Source organism: uncultured Arcobacter sp. (assembly GCF_937982575.1).
Classification (GTDB): domain Bacteria; phylum Campylobacterota; class Campylobacteria; order Campylobacterales; family Arcobacteraceae; genus Arcobacter.
Genome location: NZ_CALJLR010000019.1, coordinates 17,238 through 36,868, shown reverse-complemented (window position 1 = coordinate 36,868; position 19,631 = coordinate 17,238). Strand labels below are relative to the sequence as shown.

Here is a 19,631-nt window from a genome sequence, read left to right as displayed (position 1 = left end):
ATCTATCCTTTTATTTTTTTTCAAATAATTTATTAGCAGCATCATGCATTAGGTGTTCATTTTTTTCTTCTAAAATTTTATCTAAATACTCAAATACACCAGCACTTGCTTCTTCTATTTTTTGTATTTTATTCTCGATAACTTCTGTTGTACATATTTCATCTTTACTAGAACACTCTGTTGCAAGTTCATTTGCATTGTCATGTACAGCTTTATGGTAAGGTTCTAGTTGTTTATATGATTTAACAAAGCTAAATTCTGTTTTTCCAAGTCCATTTTCATACCATTTACCAAGTCTACAATTATGGTGATCTACTCCATTAAAGCCGTTTGGTTCACCAAACAGTAGTTTATATAAATTATTTTTGTAAATAATATGATCTAATTTTGCTAGATTAATGAAAATTTTATTACTAATACTTTCCACTTCAAAAACAGACCGGCTAGAATTTTTCTCAAAACCATTCATTAACTTAATTAGTTCATCTACTCTTGATTTTGTTTCATCTACAGATTTTGCAATTTGGTCTGAACTATTTTTTATATTTACAGTCTCATTTTGAATTAAATCAACTACACTTTTTATCTCTTTTGCAGCTTCTGCACTTCTTGTTGCTAGATTTCTAACCTCTTGTGCAACTACGGCAAATCCTTTACCTGCTTCTCCTGCAGTTGCTGCTTCAACTGCAGCATTAAGTGATAAAATATTTGTTTGAAAAGCAATTGCTTCTATCATGGTTATAACCGATGAAATATTTTTACTATTTTCCACAAGATTATGTACCATAGTATTTTCTGATTGAATATGATTTTGTATACTTGCTGTATCTTTTACAATACTTTGTGTTAAATTAAGACCAAGGTGTGAGCCATCAGCTGTCTCTTTTGATTCTGTCATCATCGAGCTTAAGTCATCTAATAAACTAACATAAACTGTTTGGGTAGAAGTTAAGGCATTTCCAATATTTTCACTATTATATTTAGTAATAGAGCTATTTTCTGCATCTTTTATTGATACTTTTGTAAGTATTGCAATATTTACATTATCAAATTTTTGAAATGTTATTTTTGCTTCACAATCACCTAGCACTATTGTAGATGCCCCTTCAGTTATTGCGTTTACTATTAAAGAGCTATCTTCAATATGCGAAGCTGCTCTATCATTTTTAAAGATTTCATTCATATTTTTATCAAATGCAATAAGCCCCTCTTCATATGAAGATTTAGAAATATTTTTGTAAATCTCTAATTTTTTTTGTAGATTTTCTATTTCATTTTTATGTTTATCTTCATTTTCTCTTTGAAGTGATTCAAACTGGGATTTTTGAGAGTTTAAACTATTATTTAACTCTTCTACCTCTTTTTTTAATTTAGCAATTTCTAAATCTTTTTCTTTACTGTTACCAAAAAACATTATTATCTCCTATATTGCAAAAATAATAGCAAAAGTAAACTTAGTTTAATAAGTATAAAATGCCTATTTTATACTTCTGTCATTGTTTTTCTATTATATTTTGACATTTTAGTTTAATGAAAAAAATTTTAGCTATAATTTTTCTTTATACATCAAAGGGGTTAAATAATTAATGAAAAACAGTGATCAAATAATAATACTAATAATTACATTCTTAGCAGCGGGATTAACATGGAAAATGGTTTTTGATTTTTATAAAACAAAACTACACAAAATATTTACACATCTAATCTCAGTTATTACAGCATCATTTATGCTTTTATCAACAACATTTTTATTTATGAATAAAGATTATCAACGTGGTGGGACTGAGCCTGAGATGATTTTAAGTGCACAATCATTTGCAATACTTTTTGCAATGCTATTTGTTATCTTTATATTCTTTAAATATATTCCTTCAAGAAAATAGATGTTTTTTTTAATCCCAGAAGATAAACGAGTACTAATATTTTATATCTTAGTAATTCTAACTGGGATTTTCTTGGAGTACTTAGATATTATTGCTACTGAGAAATTCGTAGGAATAGTAATCCTTATTGCCATTGTTTTTTTTGTAATAAGAACTCTTATTTTTGGATATTGCACAAAAAATTGTGATGAAGAATAATCTTTACTGATAACAACTATCAATATTAACATTAATTTAAGTTTACTTTCTATAGTATTTTAATAATTATTATCAAAAACAAAAATATTGTTTGAAAATAAACTTAAAATTAAAGGAAATATCATGAGTGTTTTAGTTATTGGAGGGGATAAAATATCAACCATTATATCCACATTACATGAACTAGGGGTGAGTTCTGTTAAGCACTGGGATGCAAGAAAAAAATCATCTGCACCAAAGAAAAAGATTCCACAAAATACAGATTGTATTATTATGTTAACTTCATTTTTAAACCATAATGTTATGCATAAATATAAAAATATAGCAAAAAAACAAAATATTCCATATATTTGTACAAAGCATTCATCTACTTGTGTTCATGACGAATACAAAAAAATGATTGATGCAAGCAATTGTGAAAATTGTGATAAAGTTTGTGAAGCAAAAAAATGAAAATAATTAAAAATATAGAAAAATTAAAAAAAGCTATAAAGCATAACTTATACTTACAGTCTATAGAGTAATATTTAAGGGAAATCCTTAAATATTATTGACAATTAGAACAATTACCTAAAAGTTGCATTACATGACTTGTAATTTTAAAGCCATTATCTTTTGCAATTTTCTCTTGTTTTTTCTCTATTTCTTCATCCATAAATTCAATTATTTTGCCACAACTTACACAGATAAGATGGTCATGATGTTTTTTAGAGTTTGATTCATATTTTTTTCCATCAGTTCCAAAAGTAATAGAAGTAATTAAATGAACTTCTTCTAAAAAAGACAGAGATCTATAAACAGTTGCAATACCTATATTTGAGTCAGGATTTGCAAGTTTTACTTCATGGTAAACCTCTTCTGCAGTTAAATGCCCCTTTGCTTTTAAAAGAACTTCAAGAACAATTTCTCTTTGTTCTGTATATTTTAATCCTCTTTGCTTAACTATTTTTTTTAATTCATCTTTAATATCGTCAAATTTATTGTCTTTGCTCATCTGTAATATCCTTTTGATTTAAACATAAGAGTATAACAAATTAAATTAAAAAAATCAAACTGATAATTAGTATCACTTAAGTACTTATTTAATTACTCTGGAATACAATATGCACTTATGTCTTAAATAAAGAGGAAATATGAATTTAAGTGAATTACAAAAAGGCGAATGTGGAATCATTACAAAAGTAACTGCAGCACAAGTTTTAAAATCAAGATTAAACTCTTTTGGAATAACAAAAGGTGCAACTATTTATGTAATAGAACAAACCATGTCAAAAAATACAATCGAAATTAGACTACATAGTACTAAAATAGCTCTTAGAATAAATGAAGCAAAAACCATCGAAGTAGAAAGAAGTGAATGCGAAATTTAGATGAAAATAAATTAATAAAAATTGCCCTTGTAGGGCAGCCAAATGTTGGAAAATCGATGCTTATTAATTCGATTTCCAATTCAAAATTAAAAGTTGGAAATTTTTCTGGTGTAACAGTTGAAAAAAAGCAAATAGAATTTAAATACAATGATTATCTTTTCCAAATTACAGATTTACCTGGCTCATACTCTTTAAATGAATATACAATTGAAGAAAAAGTCACTAAAAGCTACCTTGAAAAGGGGGATTATGACATTATTTTAAATGTCCTGGACTCTACTAATTTAGAAAGAAACTTATACTTAACTACAGAATTATTAGCCTTAGATAAGAAAATGGTTATTGCCTTAAATATGAGTGATGAAGCAGATTATGAAGGCTTAGTTATAGATGAAAATCAATTAAGTAAAATCATTGGAAAACCATGTGTAAAAACATCTGCTAAAAATATAACGGGAATAGATACTTTAATAAAAACTTTAATTGAAAAATATAATTCTCCTAAATTTGAATCTAAACTAATTTTTTCTAATGTAATGGAAGAAGAGATATCAAATATAAAAACACTTTTAATAGAAAAAAAATATAAAAGTGATGTTCACTATAGAGAAGTAGCAATAAAACTTTTACAAGAAGATAAAAAGACTTTTTTAAAGTTTCATGATGAACCCATTTGGATAGAACTTCAACCTTTGCTAAATGAAGCATTTGAACATATTTACTTACACTATAATACAAAAGATTTAGATGAGATATTTGCCGATGAGAAAAATGCCTTTGCAAGAGGTGCAACACAAGAAGTTATAACTTCAAAAAAAGAGTATGAAAAAGACTTAAGTTCTAAAATAGACTCATTTTTAATAAATAAAATTTTAGGTATCCCTATATTTTTATTTTTTATGTGGGGACTTTTTCAACTTACCTTTGAACTAGGTAGCATACCAATGGATATCATTGACTCTTTTTTTGCCTCCCTTATTGATGGAACAAAAAATATACTTGGAGAAAATGAGCTCTCATCTTTAATTGGTGATGGAATTATTGCAGGTGTTGGAGCAGTGATTTTATTTGTGCCAAATATTGTAATACTATTTTTTGGAATTGCATTACTTGAAACAACTGGTTATATGAGTAGAGTTGCTTTTTTACTTGATGGATTTTTTCACAAATTTGGACTTCATGGGAAGTCATTTATTCCTTTAGTTACTGGATTTGGATGTTCTGTTCCAGCTTACATGGCTGCCCGTACACTTAAAAATGATAGAGATAGACTATTGACCTTGTTTATTATTGGATTTATGTCTTGTGGGGCTAGGCTTCCAATATATGTACTTTTTACAGGGGCTTTTTTTGGAGGTGAAAATGCTGGTAATATCCTCTTTTTAATATATATCACAGGGGCTATATTAGGTCTTTTTGCAGCTAAACTTTTAAAGATAACAGTTTTCAAAAGTGAAGATGAACCTTTTGTAATGGAGATGCCAAAATATAGATTGCCAACTATGAAACTTGTTTGGCATACTGTTTCAAATCAAGCTTTAATGTATCTAAAAAAAGCAGGGACATATATCTTAGCTGCATCTGTTCTTATTTGGTTTGCTTCAAACTATCCAAAACATGAAGAGTATGAAGCAAAAATCAATACCCAAATAGAACAAACAGAAGATGAAACAAAAAAACAAGCTTTAGAAAATAGTTTAGTTCAGTATAATTTGGAAAACTCATATTTAGGAATTGTAGGAAAGTTTTCACAACCATTTTTTGAACCTTTAGGTTTTGATTGGAGAATGACAGTAGCACTAGAGACTGGTTTAGCAGCTAAAGAAATAGTAGTTTCTACTTTAGGAATTCTTTATGGTTTAGGGGATGAGTTAACAGAAGAGAGTGAAACACTACTTAATAAGATTAAAAATAATATACCAGTAACATCAGCACTTTCATTTATAATGTTTGTAATGATTTATATACCTTGTTTAGCGGCATCAATGGTTTTTGCAAGGGAAGCTGGAGGGTGGAAGTATTTAGTTTATCTTTTTATTTTTACAACAAGTACAGCGTGGGTTTTATCTTTTATAACTTATAATATCGCAAAAGTGGTTATGTAAAATATTTTTTACGTAACTACTCTTCTTCTTTAATTTCAAAAGTTGTATTAAAAACTTGATCTTTATCTATTACTCTGAAATTCCAAACACCCATTTCTCTGCCACTTAAATATCTAAAATCATAAACAGAACCATGACCTGACGGGAAAAGAACTTTTCTAGTTCTTGATACTTCACCTTCTGGATTAATCCATTCCATTGTTACAAATTTATCTTCGATTGATCGCTCTGTCATATATTTACAAATAATTGAGTTTTCTTCTTTTATAACTAAACAATCAACTTCGCTACCAATATAATCACTTCCAAGACAAGATGAGATTATCAGGAATGCAGTTAATAATATTTTTTTCATTTTTATCCTTAAAATAATCGTGCAATACAGTTTTATTATACCTTATATTTACTCCAAATAGTGTCCTCATCTAAAGAGGCCCTATTTTCTAGTACTTCAAAAGGTGTGAATGCTTCTTTATATCCCATAGAAAAATGATTTTTTATCCAATAACCCAAATAAATATATGGTATATTTAGCTGTTTTGCAACTTTTATTTGTGCCAATATGGAAAATTTTCCAATTGATAATTTTTCATAATCATGATCATAAAAACAATATATGGATGAAATAGAGTTTGGTAAAATATCTGTTAATGCAACACCTATTAGTTTATCGTCTCGCATATATAAAAACTCTTTTGTAAAAGATGCTTTTCCTTCTACATATGACCTGCTATACTCTATTGGCTCTATTGGAGAATATGGCCATGCTTTTTTATCATTCATATATTTATGGTATTTGTCATATAAATTTAAATGGTCAATTGAGATTGACGGAGGCTGAATATAGACTTTTGTATCTTTATTTTTTGCCAATACTCGTTTTTCTGATTTAGAAAATTTATAGTTTGCCACATCAATTCTAATACTTATACATTTTGTACAATTTTTACACTCTGGAACAAAATGCATTCTACCAAATCTTCTCCATCCATGCTCAAGCATGTTTTGATAATCTTCTGGCGTACAGTTCTTTAAGTATCTATATCTTATATCAGATATTTCATCATCAAAATAAGAACAATCTTTGTTATTCTCAACAAATTCTACTTCATCGTTTATTAATTGCATTACTACTCGTTTATTTTTTCTTTTATCTCTTTTGCTATTGCAGTTATTTTTTTAATTTTTTCACTATTACTTAAACTATCATCTATCAAATGTTTTACAAAGGCAGAGCCAACAATTACGCCATCTACACCTTTTACTTTCTCTTTTGCTGTATTTTCATCAACTCCAAAACCAATATATAATGGTGTTTGTGTATATTTTTTAACATTTTTTATGATAGTTGTCAAGTCTTCTGCTTGTCCACTACCTGTAATACCTGCATAAGCAACCAAATAAACAAATTCACTAGAGTTTTCAACAACTTTTTTTATCCTTGCTTCATCATGTGTTGGAGCTACGAATGAGATTAAAGATTGATTATATTCTTTAGCTAAATTTTGATATTTAAGTGCTTCTTCATATGGTAAATCAGGAATAATTGCACCTTTTACTCCACACTCTTGTGCTTTTGTAAAAAACTGCTCTACACCCAAATGATAAAATGGATTTGCATATCCCATCCACAATGTTCTAATCTCTGGTGCTATTTTTGCAGATACTTCAAATAAATCTTTTAATTTAAAACCATTTTCTAAAGCAATTAAATTTGCTTTTTCGATTACTGGACCATCTGCAACAGGGTCTGAAAAAGGTATACCTAATTCTAAAATATCAACACCAGCCTGCCCCATAGAGAGTGCTAAATCTACTGTAAAATTATTTTCAGGTAGTGATGATGTAATATATCCAACAAGTTTTTTCAAAATATTATCCTAATAAAATATTAATTTTAGATTATTTTATCTAATTTTATCTTGCATAGATATGAGAAAAGTATTTAATCACGCCATTTAACTTTTCTCAATTTTTCAAAAAAAAGGATATTTTAGATACAATTATTACTTATAAATTTCAAGGATTATTCAGTGAGTATTATTAAAAATGATTTTGAGAAGATGAATATTACAAAAATAAAAAAAGCTAAAAATAATAAAAAATTGACAATGATAACAGCCTATGATGCCCTATTTGCAAAACTTTTTGAAGAGATTGCAGATATTATTTTAGTGGGGGATAGTTTAAATATGAGTTTTGCTGGAAAACCGGATACCTTATCAGCAACACTAGAACAAATGATTTACCATACAAACGCTGTTTGTACAGGTGCAAAAAAAGCCTTTGTTGTACTTGATATGCCTTTTGGAACTTATATAAACAAAGATGAAGCCCTTAAAAATGCTGTAAGAGTTTATCAAGAGACAAATGCAGCTGCAATAAAAATAGAAGGTGGAGAAGATAGAGCTAGTATAGTTGAACATCTTACAAAAAACTCTATTGCTGTTATGGGACACATTGGGCTTATGCCTCAATATGTAAGAAGTGAAGGTGGCTATAAAGTAAGAGGTAAAACTAAAGAAGATAAAGAGCAACTTATTCGTGATGCAATTGCTATTGAGAAAGCTGGTGCATTTTGTATAGTAATTGAAGGTGTTATGAGTGATGTTGCAAAAGAGATTACCCAAGCTGTTTCTATTCCCACAATAGGAATAGGTGCTGGTAAAGATACTGATGGTCAAGTTTTAGTATGGTCTGATATGTTAGGATTTTTTGAAGAGTTTAAACCAAAATTTGTAAGACACTATTTAGATGGTGCTAGCCTTGTAAAAGAAGCTACATCAAACTATAGAACTGATGTACAAAACAAATCTTTTCCAAGTAAAGATGAGGAATACTAAAAGTGGATGATAGATTAGTAGATGTAGAACAAATATCTTTTGAAGATGAAAGTACGGAAGTAAGTTTACGACCATCTTCTTGGGATGACTATATTGGTCAAGAAAAAATCAAAAAAAACCTAAGAGTTTTTATAGATGCAAGTAGAAAAAGAGCTGAAGCCCTTGACCACATCCTATTTTATGGACCACCAGGTCTTGGTAAAACAACTCTTTCATATCTAATCTCAAATGAGATGAACTCAAATATAAAAATTACAGCTGGTCCCATGATAGAAAAATCAGGAGACTTAGCTGCAATTTTAACAAACCTTGATGAGGGAGATATCCTTTTTATAGATGAGATACATCGTCTAAGCCCTGCAGTTGAAGAGATACTTTATCCTGCTATGGAGGACTATAGACTTGATATCATAATTGGAAGTGGACCAGCAGCACAGACTGTAAAAATCGATCTTCCAAGATTTACACTCATTGGTGCAACTACGCGAGCTGGAATGTTATCAAACCCTTTAAGAGAGAGATTTGGTATGCATTTTAGAATGCAATTTTACACCCATCTTGAATTATCAAAAATTATTCAAAAAGCCGGTGTAAAACTAGATAAAGAGTGTGATAATGATGCTAGTTTAGAAATAGCCAGAAGAAGTAGAGGAACACCTAGAATTGCTCTGAGACTACTTAGACGTGTGAGAGATTTTGCAGAAGTTGAAAATGAACAATTAATTAAATTAGCTAGATGTAACTATGCCCTTGATGAACTAGGTGTAAATGAAACAGGTTTTGATGAGATGGATATTAACCTTTTAGAACTACTTGTTACAAACAAAGGAAAACCCATGGGTCTTTCTACTATTGCAGCAGCACTTAGTGAAGATGAAGGTACTATAGAAGATGCAATAGAGCCTTACCTACTTGCAAATGGATATATAGAAAGAACTGCAAGGGGAAGAATTGCTAGTGTAAAAACATATGAACTCTTTAGACTTACAGCTCCTAAAAGTGAAGGTAAACTATTTTGAAACCACAATATTTTTTAATAGTAATTGGAGCAATAACTCTATATTTCTTATTTGAGTTATTTAGCCCCTACTTAAAAGCAATGATTGTTGCACTTTTACTTGCAGTTGCTACAAATTCTATGGGTACATACATAACTGCAAAAATTCCTAGTAAATTTATTTCATCGCTCGTAATGACACTATTTTTAACCTTTGTATTTTTTATTCCTTTATTATATTGTCTATTTTCATTTGCAACTCTAATAAATAATATTGACCAACAAGCACTAGCTAAGATGTTGACAAAATTTGAGTCTTGGGTTGCACTTTTACCAAATGATTTTGTTATTGTAAAAGAGCATTTGATGGACTTTATTGATAAAATCAATATAAAAGAGTTAATCCAAAACTTGCTATCTTTTGGAGCAAACTTAGGTAAAAATTCTGCAAAATTTATACTTGATATGGTTCTAATTTTGGTATTTTATTTCTTCTTTAATTTTTATTCAGCACAATTAACAAGCTATTTAAAAAGTGTTTTACCTCTAAAAAAAGAGGATGCAAGTGCCCTATTCTTCGAATCATCTACTGTAATGAGCGTTGTTTTATATTCTATTTTAGCAACTGCAATATTAGAGGGATTTTTATTTGGAATATTCATTTCATTTTTTGGTTATGATGGAATATTACTTGGAGTTTTATATGGATTTGCTTCCTTGATTCCTGTTGTTGGAGGACTAATAATGTGGCTTCCTATAGCAATATATGAAGGTTTTACAGTCTCTTCTACAAATGCACTTATTATTGCTTTATATTCTATTATTATAATATCTATTGTTGCAGATACATTTATTAAGCCTGTTATAATTAAATACATAAACTTAAGAGTAGTAAAAACAAAAGCAAATATAAATGAACTATTAATCTTTTTCTCTATAATTGCTGGGTTATCTACATTTGGATTTTGGGGTATGATTATTGGACCCGCAATGGTTACCTTTTTTATATCAATAGTTCAACTATTAAAAAAGTTTTCAACTGATGCACAAAATAATGATATCAATACTTTAAAGAAAACTATTTAATTAAAACTAAGTACACTTTTTTGTATAAATTCATCAAAGTTATTTGATAAAGAAACCCCTTTATCTACCTCTAGCCAAGTCAAATCTTTAAGACTGGCTAATTCACAAGGAAGATGAGATATTTTATTATTTGAGAGGTTAAACTCTTTTAAATTTATTAGCTTATCTAAATTATCAGGTAAAGCAATTAAGCAATTATTTGATAACCATAGTTCTTTTAAATTTGACAAAGATGATACCTCATTTGGAATAGTTTTTAAATAATTTCCATATATCCAAAGATCTGTTAATTCTTTTAAATTTCCAATACTTGATGGAAGCTCTTCTAATCTATTTTCATACAACCATAATACTCTTAGTTTTTCTAAATTTCCAACACTTTGTGGTAGTTCGACTAAATAATTGTGATTTACTAATAATTCAGTAAGATTCTTGAGATTTCCAATATCATTTGGTAAATATTCTAAATTGTTGTTAAAGACGCTAAGACTATCTAGCTTTTCCAAATTACAAATACTACTTGGCAATATTCTTAATTCATTTCCTAAAAGATTTAGTTTTACTAAATTCTTCAAATCGCCAATTTTAGTAGGAAGCGACGCAATTGAGTTTTCAAATAGAGCTAAAACTTCTAAGTTTTCAAGTTCACAAATTTCATCTGGCAATCTAGATAAATTGTTTTTAGAAAGACTCAATTCAACTAAATTTTGTAAATTATTAATCTCTTTTGGAATAAATCTCAATCTATTTTTATATAAATGAAGTTTTTTTAATTTTGTTAAATTACATATTTCACGAGGCAAATATGTCAAGTTATATTTTGATAAGTTTAACTCTTCTAATTCCAAGAGTTCTTTCTTATTTCTTGGCAAACCTCTTGGATATTTACTATTAAAGCCTTTATTTATATAGTGCAATTCATCAATTTTATTTTCATCTGCCCAATCAAATATTCTAGTAATCCAAGAATCATCTAATAATATATCAATTGGATTTTCTAATATCTTTTGAGTGTATGAAATCAGTGTTTTACTCTTGAAAAGCTCCATATAAGGGGAGTCATTTTTAATGATTAATCCAGCTCTACTAGTCATATTTACTCTTTTTATATTGTTGTTGAATATTCACGCATTTTCGCAACTAAGTTCTCTTTTTCTTCTTTTAACTCATTTTTCATTTCAAAAATATATTCATCTAAATTATCTATTTTATTTATCAGTATAAACGTTTGGTCTTTTTTTATAACCTCTATTTCTGTTTTTGCTAACTTTATCTTTTCCCTTGCTAGTTCTATTTTATTTTTTAAAATATTCCTATCAAACAGGGCATCAGAGTCACAAGAAAAGCTTTCTGCATTTAGCAAGTTATTTAAAATATCAGATACTTTTTTTAAGTTATTTTGCTGATATGCAGTATTTAACTCTTTAAAAATCTCTTCTGCTTTATCTTTTTTAGTATCTTCAATAATATCAGGATGGCATAATCTACTAGCTTTTCTATAAAGTCTTTTTAGCTCTATTTTCTCTTTTTTTGTAAGCTCAAAAGGGTCATCTAGCTTAAACTTTTTTACCTCTTGATGGAAATTTTCAAAATCTTTTTTGGCTTCAAAATACTCATACTCATATTTTTTACCCTCTTTTTTATATAAAAATTCAAAATATTCTTCTCTTAAAATAAGTATCTCTTCTATTAAAACACCCACTTCTTTATGATATCTTGCATTAAAGTCATTGATTTTATTATGATACTCTTCAATCTTACAACTAAGAATTAAAAGTTCTTTTTCTAAAACTTTTAACTCTATTTTCAAACCTTGAACTTCTTTATCTTCGTGAACAACTAAGTTAGAAAATTGAGAAAGATATTGATCTATCAAAGATACAACTTCTTGAAAATTTGTATCTTCAATTAGTTTTAGTATATCTTTTACTTTATCATCAATTTGTAAAGAGTAAAGTCTATGCACTTGAGGATAAAGGCTCTCTTCATCTTCTATGGCAATACAACTTTTTATGATTTCTAATCTCTTCAAAATCTCTTTCATAACGACCTTAAATCTTTTTATTATAACACTCTATTATACAAAAAAATTATTCTTGAAATTTTAAAATCAAAAGGGAATAAGAAAAATTATTTTAAAAATTATTTAAAGATTTTGGATTATTTTTAGGCAGAAGTGCCTAAAAATAGTCTTTACAGAAGTTTTTATTTTTATTTTTATTTTAAGTAAAAAATATTTATACTAACTTTAAGAAATATAGAAAATTATTTATCGAATTTTCTATTCTCCTGATAGTAATTCACCTTGATAAGTCATAATTCCGCGGTCTAAGTTACAAACACTTTTAAAACCATTTGAAAGCATTATTGTTTGACAATATGCACTTCTACTTCCACTATGACAATAAACAACTACAGGTATATCTTTTTTATCATCAAGGACTTCTATTGATTGATAAAATGAAGTTGTAGGAACTAAATAGTCTGTACCTTTGATTCTATGTCCTACCCACTCCATCCACTCTCTTGTATCTACAAGATTAAAGTTTATAAACCCTAACTCTCTAGCTTCTAATAGTGCTTCAACCTCTATGGCATTTATTTGTGATTTATTTAAAATATTTTCACACTCTTCTTTTGTAAATCCCTTTGAGTGAGTAACTTCTTCTTTTACATCAGTTGTATTACTTATGCTATTAGCATACTCTTTAGTACAAAAAATTCCACAATGACAATGCCCTTGTGTTGGGATCTCTTTTTCAAGTGCAGGAGTACAAGGACAGAGTCTATTGTCTGCTTTATTTTTCTCTTCTTGTGTTTCTCCTATTACCATAAAACATGGGCAGTATCTATTGTCATAGATTAGTTTATTTCTTGTTAATCCCATTTGAATAGATTCATTTACATCATCTTCTGGATTATAAACAAATCCATGTTCTTCACAAACTTTATCAGTAAACTGTTTTGTTAGCTCAAATGTAGTTTGGAACTCATCACTATTTATATCTATCTTTTTTATCATTATTTTCCCATTTTAGAAATATATGTAGATAAAGATTTGATGTCAGCTTCACTTAAATTCATAACTTGTGCTTTCATCACGCCTTTCATATTTCCACCATAAGTTCCATCTTTATAACCTAAAAGTGCATTTTCGATTTTTACTTCGTCCCATTCATTTATTTTTTGAGATTTTCCTAGAGCATGTATTTCGCCATTTTGTCCATGACAACCTGCACATTTTGTATATAATGCTTTAGCATTATCATTAGTATCACTTCTACTTTCAATAACATCATCAATACTCTTTGTAATCTCTTTTGCAACACTGTTTGCTTGTTTTACAACATCAGTACTTACTTCTTTTGCTTTTTCTACAACATCTTTAGTCATCTCTTTTGAGTTGTCAACTACTTTTAAAGTCTCTTCTTTTACGGCAACTGCAATCTCTTTACTTGAGTTTAATATTTCATTACTTTTTTCTTTTATTATCTCAATATTTTTGTTATTTTGAGTAGTTGCAACACTTTTCTCACTTTTTACCTCTTCTTTTTTTTCTTCAGTACATCCAGTAAAAAGTAGTACAGCAGCCATAGAACTAAGTAATATATTTTTCATATTTTTCTCCATTTTATAATTTCTCATATTCAAATACAAATTCATTTTTCACAAAATCAACTTTTACTAAACCACCATTTTTAAGTTTTCCAAATAAAATTTCATCTGTAATCTTATCTTTAATTTCAGTAGAGATAACTCTATTAAGTGGTCTAGCTCCCATATCTTTGTCATATCCTAATCTTGCTAACTCTTTTTTAGCTTTTAGGGTTAATGTAATATCGATTTTCTTATCTGCAATTTGTTCTTTCATGTCATCTATAAATTTACCAACAACTTTTGAAACAATATCTAAAGTAAGTGGTTTAAAGGTTACAACACTATCAAGTCTATTTCTAAACTCTGGGGCAAAGAATTTTTTAATTGCTTTATTTTCATTTAGTGAATCATCTTTTGCAAATCCCATTACATTGGCTTCTGAAGAACCTAAATTTGAAGTCATTATTAAAATAACATTTTGGAAATCTGCTTTATTACCACTATTATCTGTTAACTCTGCATTATCCATAACTTGAAGTAAGATTGACATCAAATCAGGATGTGCTTTTTCTATCTCATCAAGTAATAAGACACAATGTGGATGTTTTCTAATGGCTTCAGTTAAAAGTCCACCTTGTTCAAATCCAACATACCCAGCTGGTGCTCCTATAAGTCTTGAGACAGTATGAGCTTCCATATATTCACTCATATCAAATCTTTCAAAATGAACACCCAGTTGAGTAGATAACTCTTTTGCGACTTCAGTTTTACCAACTCCAGTAGGTCCAGTAAAAAGAAAACTTCCAACAGGTTTTGACTCACCACCTAGCCCTGCTCTATTGATTTTTATTGCTTTTATGATTGAAGTAATTGCATCATTTTGACCAAAAACTCTTTTTTGCATATTTTTTTCTAAAGTTCGCAATAATGTTAAATCAGATTTTGTAGCTGATTTTGGTGGAATATTTGCCATAAGAGCAACTGTATTTTCTATATCAATAGCTGTTATATTTATAGCTTTTTTCTTTTTACCATTTGGGTTTAATTCTAGTTTTTTAGTAGCAGCAACCTCATCAATAACATCAATAGCACTATCTGGCAAAAATCTATCATTGATATATTTTTTACTCAATTCCACTGCTGTTTCTAATGATTTTTTATTAAACTTAACATTATGAAACTCTTCATATTTTGATTTTAGACCTTCTAAAATTGATACACAATCTTCACTTGTAGGTTCATTTATATCAACTTTTGCAAATCTTCGACTTAGTGCTTTGTCTTTTGAAAAATCATTTCTAAACTCTGCAAAAGTTGTAGCACCGATACATCTTAGTTTTCCATTTGAAAGCATTGGTTTTAAGATATTAGAAGCATCCATCGCTCCTCCACCAACACTTCCTGCACCAACTATTGTATGTATCTCATCAATAAATAAAATAGAGTGAGGGATTTTACTTATCTCTTTTAAAAGTGATTTTAACTTCTTCTCAAAATCTCCTCTATATTTTGTCCCTGCTAACATAGAACCCATATCAAGTGAAAATACTTTTGAATTATTTAAAATAGAAGGAACATTTTTATTGGCAATTTCTAAAGCTAATCCTTCAGCTATTGCAGTTTTACCAACACCTGGTTCACCCACAAGAATTGGGTTGTTTTTCTTTCTTCTACTTAATATTTGAATAACTCTATGTATCTCTTTTTCTCTACCTATCACTGGGTCAATTTCACCTTTTTTTGCTAAGGCTACTAATTCTACTGAGTTATTTTCTAAAACTTCATTTTTCTTATTTAATAACTTTTCTTCATCTTCATTTTCTTCTTGCACATCAACTTCTACATCTCTATGAGCTATCTCTTCTAAGATATCAATTCTTTCAATTCCTTGACTTTTTAGGGCATATGTTGCATATGATTTATCATTTTTTAAAATTGCTACAAACATATCATCTACATTTGCATAACCTTTTCCTGATGTTTGAGTATGTGCAACCATATGTTCAATAACAGCTGTTAAAGTTGTAGTCTCTATTGGTTCATCATTAACATCAGCAGGAAGTCTTGGAGTACTAATATCAATATGTGCTTTTGTATCATTAAATATCTTTTTAGTATCTAAACCTAAATCAACTAACATATTAGCAATAAATTCATCATTTAGTAACATCAAAAAAATATGTTCTAAGGTCAAATACTCATGTTTACTTGTCTTAGCATAGGATACTGCTTGTGCAAATATCTCTCTTAATTCTTTACTTATCATAATTTACTCTTCTTCCATAATAGCTTTTAAAGGAAATCCCTTTTGTCTTGCTAAATTTTTCACTTGCATTACTTTTGTAGAAGCAATTTCATGGGTATAAACACCACACACTTCTTTTCCATTATTATGAATATTTAGCATAATAACAGTAGCTTCATCAGTACTTTTTTTAAAAACTTTTACAAGTATCTCAATTACAAAATCCATTGTTGAATAATTGTCATTCAATAATAAAACTTTATATTTTTTGGGCTCTTGTACATCTAGATCATCATTCAACTCTATTTCAAACTCATTTGCCAACTTAAAACCTTTTTAGGATAAAATCAAATAATATTATACCAAAAAAGAATTTACAATGATAAAAAAGAAAAATTACGTTTTAAATCAAAGCTTATTTATAACTGGCACAAATACAGATGTTGGTAAAACTTATGCATCTTCTGTTCTTTTAAAGAGATTATCACAAGAAGGATTTAAAGTAGGATATTTTAAACCTATTGAAACAGGAGTTATAGACCACCCTGTAGATGGTCTAGCAATGTTAGAATTAACAAAAAAATTAAATCCAAACTTCAATGTTAACATTGATTTTATTGTACCCTATCAATTTAAATTACCAGCAGCACCTTATGTAGCTAAAAAAGATACAAATATTGATATAGAATTTTTAATAAAAAGAAAAAATGAACTTGAAGAACTTTGCGATATCCTTATAATTGAAGGAGCTGGAGGTCTTATGGTGCCTATTATGAAAGATTTTTTTATAATAGATTTAATAAAAAAGTTTAAATCAAAAACAATTTTAATATCTCCAAGTAGATTAGGAAGTATAAATGATACTCTTCTTTCCCAAGAAGCTTTAAAAAATAGAAATATTGATTTTGACTGGTATATAAATCTTTTTGAAGATAAAGATAGTTTTGATGAAGTTACACTGCCTTTTTATAAAGACTATTTTGATGAAATAAACTTTTTAAATGACATTGCATAAGTAAACCCTGAAAGATTAACTTATAAAAGTTAATCTTTCTAAAATTCTTCTTTTTGTAATAGTTTTTTATAAAGAGTCTGCAAGGCATTATTTGCAGTATTTTGAGATATTCCAATATGAAGTGAAATTTTAGATGGACTCATATCAAACATTTCAAATGAAATATTATTTTCTTTTAATGCATTGATTGCATCAACTATTGCAAAAGTATTCTCCTTAAGACCTATTCCTACAAGAGTGATTATAGATAAATTATAAGATACAAAAATATTATCAGTTTTTAATCTTTTTTCAATGGATCTTCTTAAGTTATTTATTTTTCCTTTTAAATCCTCTTGTTCAACTAATATTGCAATATCATCCTTATCTGTTGGATAGTGATAAGTATTTATTCCAAATTCGCTAAATATTTTTAAAAGTTCTGCTGTAAAACCAATCTCATCAGCTAACATATCTTTTTGAAGGTGAATAGAAGCCATATTGTCAAGTTTTGCAATTCCTACTAAATCCTCCATAGGAACTCTCTCACTTAAAATAATAGTCCCCTCATGCTCTTTATTATTTGTATTTCTAATATTAATAGGAATTTTACTTTTTTTACAATTTAACATTGCATCAAAATGAAAAACATTAAAACCTTTTGAACTAAGAAGTCTTAACTCTTTAAAAGTAAGTCTTGGTATTACATTTGCACTACTAATTACTCTTGGATCTACTTCATAAACACCATTTGTATCTGTCCAGTTTTCGTAAATATCTGCATCTAAGGCATAAGCTAACTCTCCACCAGTTAAATCACTTCCACCCCTACTCATTACAGCTATTTCATTCTCATTAGTTACTCCATAAAATCCTGGTACTAAATATTTTACATCTTCGGTTATTTCAAAATTTTTCTCTATATTTTCATAGGTTTTAGGTAAAACCTTCCCATCTCTAAAGTCTTCACTTAATATAAATCCAAACTCCTCAGGAAGCATAAGTTTTATATTCAAACCTTGGCTTATAAAATAATTTGTAATAATCTTTGCATTATAATGTTCACCTCTTGATAAAAAGTAAGCTTCTCTTTTTTCATCTTCTAAAGTAGACTCATTCAAATCTTTTTCTAAAGAAGCAAGTATATGCTTATCTTCAATTTCTAAATCAGAACACAATTTTTTATATTTTTTTATAATTGCATTAAAACTTTGTTCTTTTGATATATAAATCTTTTGTTCATCAAAATATTTACCACAAGTTGCAACATTTAATAAATGGTCAGTAATTTTTTCATCATACTTCTCATCTCTACCAGGTGCGGAAACAACAATAATATTTCTACTATCATCATTTTTAACAATATCTAAAACTTTTTTTATTTGTATAGCATCTTTTACAGAACTGCCTCCAAATTTACATACTTTTCTACTCATTTTGCCTCAATTGCTTTAAAATCTTTTAAACATAAAAAGTCAGCTCTATTTTTAGGAGCACCAAATGGCTTCACAGGTTTATTTTCAACTGAATTAAATACAAAAAATGTATTTGTTCTTGAATCAGGGGAAATATTATCTGGACTTCCATGCAATACATTACCATCGTGAATTACTAATGTTCCAGCCTTTCCATAAGCTCCTACAAGTTCACTATTTTTTGTTAACTCTTTTATTGCATGAATACTAGGAACACCATATTCTTGTTTTTTTAATGATTTTTTATAGTTATCTTCAGGAGTAAATCCTTTACAAGAAACAAATTTCTTATGACTTCCTGGAATAAGATATAAAGGCCCATTAAACTGTGTATTATCTGTAAGCATTATCCAAGCAGTTAAACATCTACACCTTGGAAGTCCATCTTCACAATGCCAAGTTTCAAAATCACTATGCCAAGGAAATGATTTACCCTTATATGCAGGTTTTATATTAACTCTACTATGATGTATATATACATCACTTCCAAGTAGCTGTTTTACCTTATCAATTATTCTTGCATCTTTTGAGATTTTTTCAAATAATGAACTAAAAAGGTGTTGATTAAAAATAGTTCTTAATTCATTATTTCCTGGCTCTTTAATAAACTCTTCATTTTTTACTAAGTCTTCATTTGAAGCCATATAATCTATCTCATTTATCTCATCTTGACTAAACAAATTTGGGAAAACTACATATCCATTATCTTCATACTCTTTTCTACTTATATTGTCTATAGAATATTCTCCAACAGCTTTATCACTGTATACAGTTGGATCTATTCTCTCTATTATGCGCTCAGTCTCTTTTCTTGATGGATATAAGTCATTCATATATT

The 19,631-nt window shown here is 28.3% G+C and carries 22 protein-coding genes; 9 read left to right on the top strand and 13 right to left on the bottom strand.

Annotated elements, in window-relative coordinates; genetic code table 11:
- Positions 1-10: 10 nt before the first annotated feature.
- Positions 11-1,414, bottom strand: a complete 1,404-nt coding sequence (locus tag Q0617_RS11410) for a methyl-accepting chemotaxis protein (protein WP_298753424.1) — start codon at positions 1,412-1,414, stop codon at positions 11-13.
- A gap of 172 nt (positions 1,415-1,586) precedes the next feature.
- Here Q0617_RS11410 and Q0617_RS11405 point away from each other — a divergent pair, with 172 nt between their 5' ends.
- The 3 genes from Q0617_RS11405 to Q0617_RS11395 all read left to right on the top strand — a co-directional run bounded on the left by Q0617_RS11405 (position 1,587) and on the right by Q0617_RS11395 (position 2,534).
- Complete coding sequence (locus tag Q0617_RS11405) at positions 1,587-1,883, top strand: hypothetical protein (protein ID WP_298753423.1); 297 nt, start codon at positions 1,587-1,589, stop codon at positions 1,881-1,883.
- Positions 1,884-2,081 (top strand): hypothetical protein, encoded by a 198-nt coding sequence (locus tag Q0617_RS11400; protein ID WP_298753422.1) that lies wholly within the window; start codon positions 1,884-1,886, stop codon positions 2,079-2,081.
- Positions 2,082-2,204: 123 nt separating this feature from the next.
- Complete coding sequence (locus tag Q0617_RS11395; protein WP_298753421.1) at positions 2,205-2,534, top strand: DUF2325 domain-containing protein; 330 nt, start codon at positions 2,205-2,207, stop codon at positions 2,532-2,534.
- A 94-nt stretch (positions 2,535-2,628) separates the two neighbouring features.
- Here Q0617_RS11395 and Q0617_RS11390 read toward each other — a convergent pair whose 3' ends face one another.
- Positions 2,629-3,075, bottom strand: a complete 447-nt coding sequence (locus tag Q0617_RS11390; RefSeq protein ID WP_298753420.1) for a Fur family transcriptional regulator — start codon at positions 3,073-3,075, stop codon at positions 2,629-2,631.
- A 139-nt stretch (positions 3,076-3,214) separates the two neighbouring features.
- Here Q0617_RS11390 and Q0617_RS11385 point away from each other — a divergent pair, with 139 nt between their 5' ends.
- Together Q0617_RS11385 and feoB are read left to right on the top strand one after the other, a co-directional pair.
- Positions 3,215-3,451, top strand: coding sequence for a FeoA family protein (locus Q0617_RS11385; protein WP_298753419.1), 237 nt, complete (start codon positions 3,215-3,217; stop codon positions 3,449-3,451).
- The gene (gene feoB, locus Q0617_RS11380; protein WP_298753418.1) at positions 3,439-5,556 is read left to right on the top strand and encodes a ferrous iron transport protein B; all 2,118 of its coding nucleotides are present in this window, start codon (positions 3,439-3,441) and stop codon (positions 5,554-5,556) included. The genes Q0617_RS11385 and feoB overlap by 13 nt, the downstream gene beginning before the upstream one ends.
- A gap of 16 nt (positions 5,557-5,572) precedes the next feature.
- Here feoB and Q0617_RS11375 read toward each other — a convergent pair whose 3' ends face one another.
- Genes Q0617_RS11375 through trpA form a run of 3 tightly spaced genes read right to left on the bottom strand, consistent with a single transcriptional unit; the run spans position 5,573 to position 7,427 of the window.
- Positions 5,573-5,911 (bottom strand): hypothetical protein, encoded by a 339-nt coding sequence (locus Q0617_RS11375; protein WP_298753417.1) that lies wholly within the window; start codon positions 5,909-5,911, stop codon positions 5,573-5,575.
- A gap of 35 nt (positions 5,912-5,946) precedes the next feature.
- Positions 5,947-6,684, bottom strand: a complete 738-nt coding sequence (locus tag Q0617_RS11370) for an arginyltransferase (protein ID WP_298753416.1) — start codon at positions 6,682-6,684, stop codon at positions 5,947-5,949.
- Positions 6,685-6,686: 2 nt separating this feature from the next.
- Positions 6,687-7,427, bottom strand: coding sequence for a tryptophan synthase subunit alpha (gene trpA / locus Q0617_RS11365; protein ID WP_298753415.1), 741 nt, complete (start codon positions 7,425-7,427; stop codon positions 6,687-6,689).
- A 162-nt stretch (positions 7,428-7,589) separates the two neighbouring features.
- On the opposite strand from trpA, the gene panB reads away from it, so the two are divergent.
- From panB to Q0617_RS11350, 3 genes are read left to right on the top strand one after another with little or no spacing between them, the layout of a single operon-like run.
- Complete coding sequence (panB, locus tag Q0617_RS11360) at positions 7,590-8,399, top strand: 3-methyl-2-oxobutanoate hydroxymethyltransferase (protein WP_298753414.1); 810 nt, start codon at positions 7,590-7,592, stop codon at positions 8,397-8,399.
- A 2-nt stretch (positions 8,400-8,401) separates the two neighbouring features.
- A complete protein-coding gene (gene ruvB / locus Q0617_RS11355) occupies positions 8,402-9,418 on the top strand; it encodes a Holliday junction branch migration DNA helicase RuvB (RefSeq protein ID WP_298753413.1) in 1,017 nt (338 codons plus the stop codon).
- Positions 9,415-10,482 carry an AI-2E family transporter gene (locus Q0617_RS11350; protein WP_298753412.1) on the top strand — a complete coding sequence of 356 codons (1,068 nt, stop codon included), beginning with the start codon at positions 9,415-9,417 and terminating at the stop codon, positions 10,480-10,482. Before ruvB ends, Q0617_RS11350 begins: the two co-directional genes overlap by 4 nt.
- Here the strand turns inward: Q0617_RS11350 and Q0617_RS11345 are convergent.
- The 6 genes from Q0617_RS11345 to clpS all read right to left on the bottom strand — a co-directional run bounded on the left by Q0617_RS11345 (position 10,479) and on the right by clpS (position 16,648).
- Positions 10,479-11,576 (bottom strand): hypothetical protein, encoded by a 1,098-nt coding sequence (locus Q0617_RS11345; protein WP_298753411.1) that lies wholly within the window; start codon positions 11,574-11,576, stop codon positions 10,479-10,481. The genes Q0617_RS11350 and Q0617_RS11345 overlap by 4 nt on opposite strands.
- A gap of 11 nt (positions 11,577-11,587) precedes the next feature.
- Entirely contained in the window at positions 11,588-12,526 is a 939-nt protein-coding gene (locus tag Q0617_RS11340) for a DnaJ domain-containing protein (RefSeq protein ID WP_298753410.1), read from the bottom strand.
- 237 nt (positions 12,527-12,763) lie between these two features.
- Positions 12,764-13,504 carry a ferredoxin-thioredoxin reductase catalytic domain-containing protein gene (locus tag Q0617_RS11335; RefSeq protein ID WP_298753409.1) on the bottom strand — a complete coding sequence of 247 codons (741 nt, stop codon included), beginning with the start codon at positions 13,502-13,504 and terminating at the stop codon, positions 12,764-12,766.
- The gene (locus Q0617_RS11330; protein WP_298753408.1) at positions 13,504-14,100 is read right to left on the bottom strand and encodes a c-type cytochrome; all 597 of its coding nucleotides are present in this window, start codon (positions 14,098-14,100) and stop codon (positions 13,504-13,506) included. Before Q0617_RS11330 ends, Q0617_RS11335 begins: the two co-directional genes overlap by 1 nt.
- A gap of 13 nt (positions 14,101-14,113) precedes the next feature.
- Positions 14,114-16,345, bottom strand: coding sequence for an ATP-dependent Clp protease ATP-binding subunit ClpA (gene clpA, locus Q0617_RS11325; protein WP_298753407.1), 2,232 nt, complete (start codon positions 16,343-16,345; stop codon positions 14,114-14,116).
- Between the two features lie 3 nt (positions 16,346-16,348).
- Complete coding sequence (gene clpS / locus Q0617_RS11320) at positions 16,349-16,648, bottom strand: ATP-dependent Clp protease adapter ClpS (protein WP_298753406.1); 300 nt, start codon at positions 16,646-16,648, stop codon at positions 16,349-16,351.
- A gap of 55 nt (positions 16,649-16,703) precedes the next feature.
- Between clpS and bioD the strand changes: the two genes are divergently transcribed.
- Entirely contained in the window at positions 16,704-17,339 is a 636-nt protein-coding gene (gene bioD / locus Q0617_RS11315) for a dethiobiotin synthase (protein ID WP_298753404.1), read from the top strand.
- A 38-nt stretch (positions 17,340-17,377) separates the two neighbouring features.
- On the opposite strand, the gene Q0617_RS11310 is transcribed toward bioD, so the two are convergent.
- Positions 17,378-18,754 (bottom strand): aspartate kinase, encoded by a 1,377-nt coding sequence (locus Q0617_RS11310; RefSeq protein WP_298753403.1) that lies wholly within the window; start codon positions 18,752-18,754, stop codon positions 17,378-17,380.
- Positions 18,751-19,626: a phytanoyl-CoA dioxygenase family protein gene (locus Q0617_RS11305; protein ID WP_298753402.1), complete on the bottom strand. Its 876-nt coding sequence runs from the start codon at positions 19,624-19,626 to the stop codon at positions 18,751-18,753. Before Q0617_RS11305 ends, Q0617_RS11310 begins: the two co-directional genes overlap by 4 nt.
- Positions 19,627-19,631: the final 5 nt, after the last annotated feature.

Coding starts and splice junctions, on each gene's coding strand:
- Q0617_RS11390 (WP_298753420.1), bottom strand. CDS start 3,075: ATGAGCAAAGACAATAAATTTGACGATATTAAAGATGAATTAAAAAAA.
- Q0617_RS11335 (WP_298753409.1), bottom strand. CDS start 13,504: ATGATAAAAAAGATAGATATAAATAGTGATGAGTTCCAAACTACATTT.
- Q0617_RS11395 (WP_298753421.1), top strand. CDS start 2,205: ATGAGTGTTTTAGTTATTGGAGGGGATAAAATATCAACCATTATATCC.
- Q0617_RS11400 (WP_298753422.1), top strand. CDS start 1,884: ATGTTTTTTTTAATCCCAGAAGATAAACGAGTACTAATATTTTATATC.
- clpA (WP_298753407.1), bottom strand. CDS start 16,345: ATGATAAGTAAAGAATTAAGAGAGATATTTGCACAAGCAGTATCCTAT.
- Q0617_RS11405 (WP_298753423.1), top strand. CDS start 1,587: ATGAAAAACAGTGATCAAATAATAATACTAATAATTACATTCTTAGCA.
- Q0617_RS11310 (WP_298753403.1), bottom strand. CDS start 18,754: ATGAGTAGAAAAGTATGTAAATTTGGAGGCAGTTCTGTAAAAGATGCT.
- bioD (WP_298753404.1), top strand. CDS start 16,704: ATGATAAAAAAGAAAAATTACGTTTTAAATCAAAGCTTATTTATAACT.
- Q0617_RS11370 (WP_298753416.1), bottom strand. CDS start 6,684: ATGCAATTAATAAACGATGAAGTAGAATTTGTTGAGAATAACAAAGAT.
- Q0617_RS11305 (WP_298753402.1), bottom strand. CDS start 19,626: ATGAATGACTTATATCCATCAAGAAAAGAGACTGAGCGCATAATAGAG.
- Q0617_RS11385 (WP_298753419.1), top strand. CDS start 3,215: ATGAATTTAAGTGAATTACAAAAAGGCGAATGTGGAATCATTACAAAA.
- Q0617_RS11330 (WP_298753408.1), bottom strand. CDS start 14,100: ATGAAAAATATATTACTTAGTTCTATGGCTGCTGTACTACTTTTTACT.
- Q0617_RS11345 (WP_298753411.1), bottom strand. CDS start 11,576: ATGACTAGTAGAGCTGGATTAATCATTAAAAATGACTCCCCTTATATG.
- Q0617_RS11375 (WP_298753417.1), bottom strand. CDS start 5,911: ATGAAAAAAATATTATTAACTGCATTCCTGATAATCTCATCTTGTCTT.
- Q0617_RS11340 (WP_298753410.1), bottom strand. CDS start 12,526: ATGAAAGAGATTTTGAAGAGATTAGAAATCATAAAAAGTTGTATTGCC.
- feoB (WP_298753418.1), top strand. CDS start 3,439: ATGCGAAATTTAGATGAAAATAAATTAATAAAAATTGCCCTTGTAGGG.
- Q0617_RS11410 (WP_298753424.1), bottom strand. CDS start 1,414: ATGTTTTTTGGTAACAGTAAAGAAAAAGATTTAGAAATTGCTAAATTA.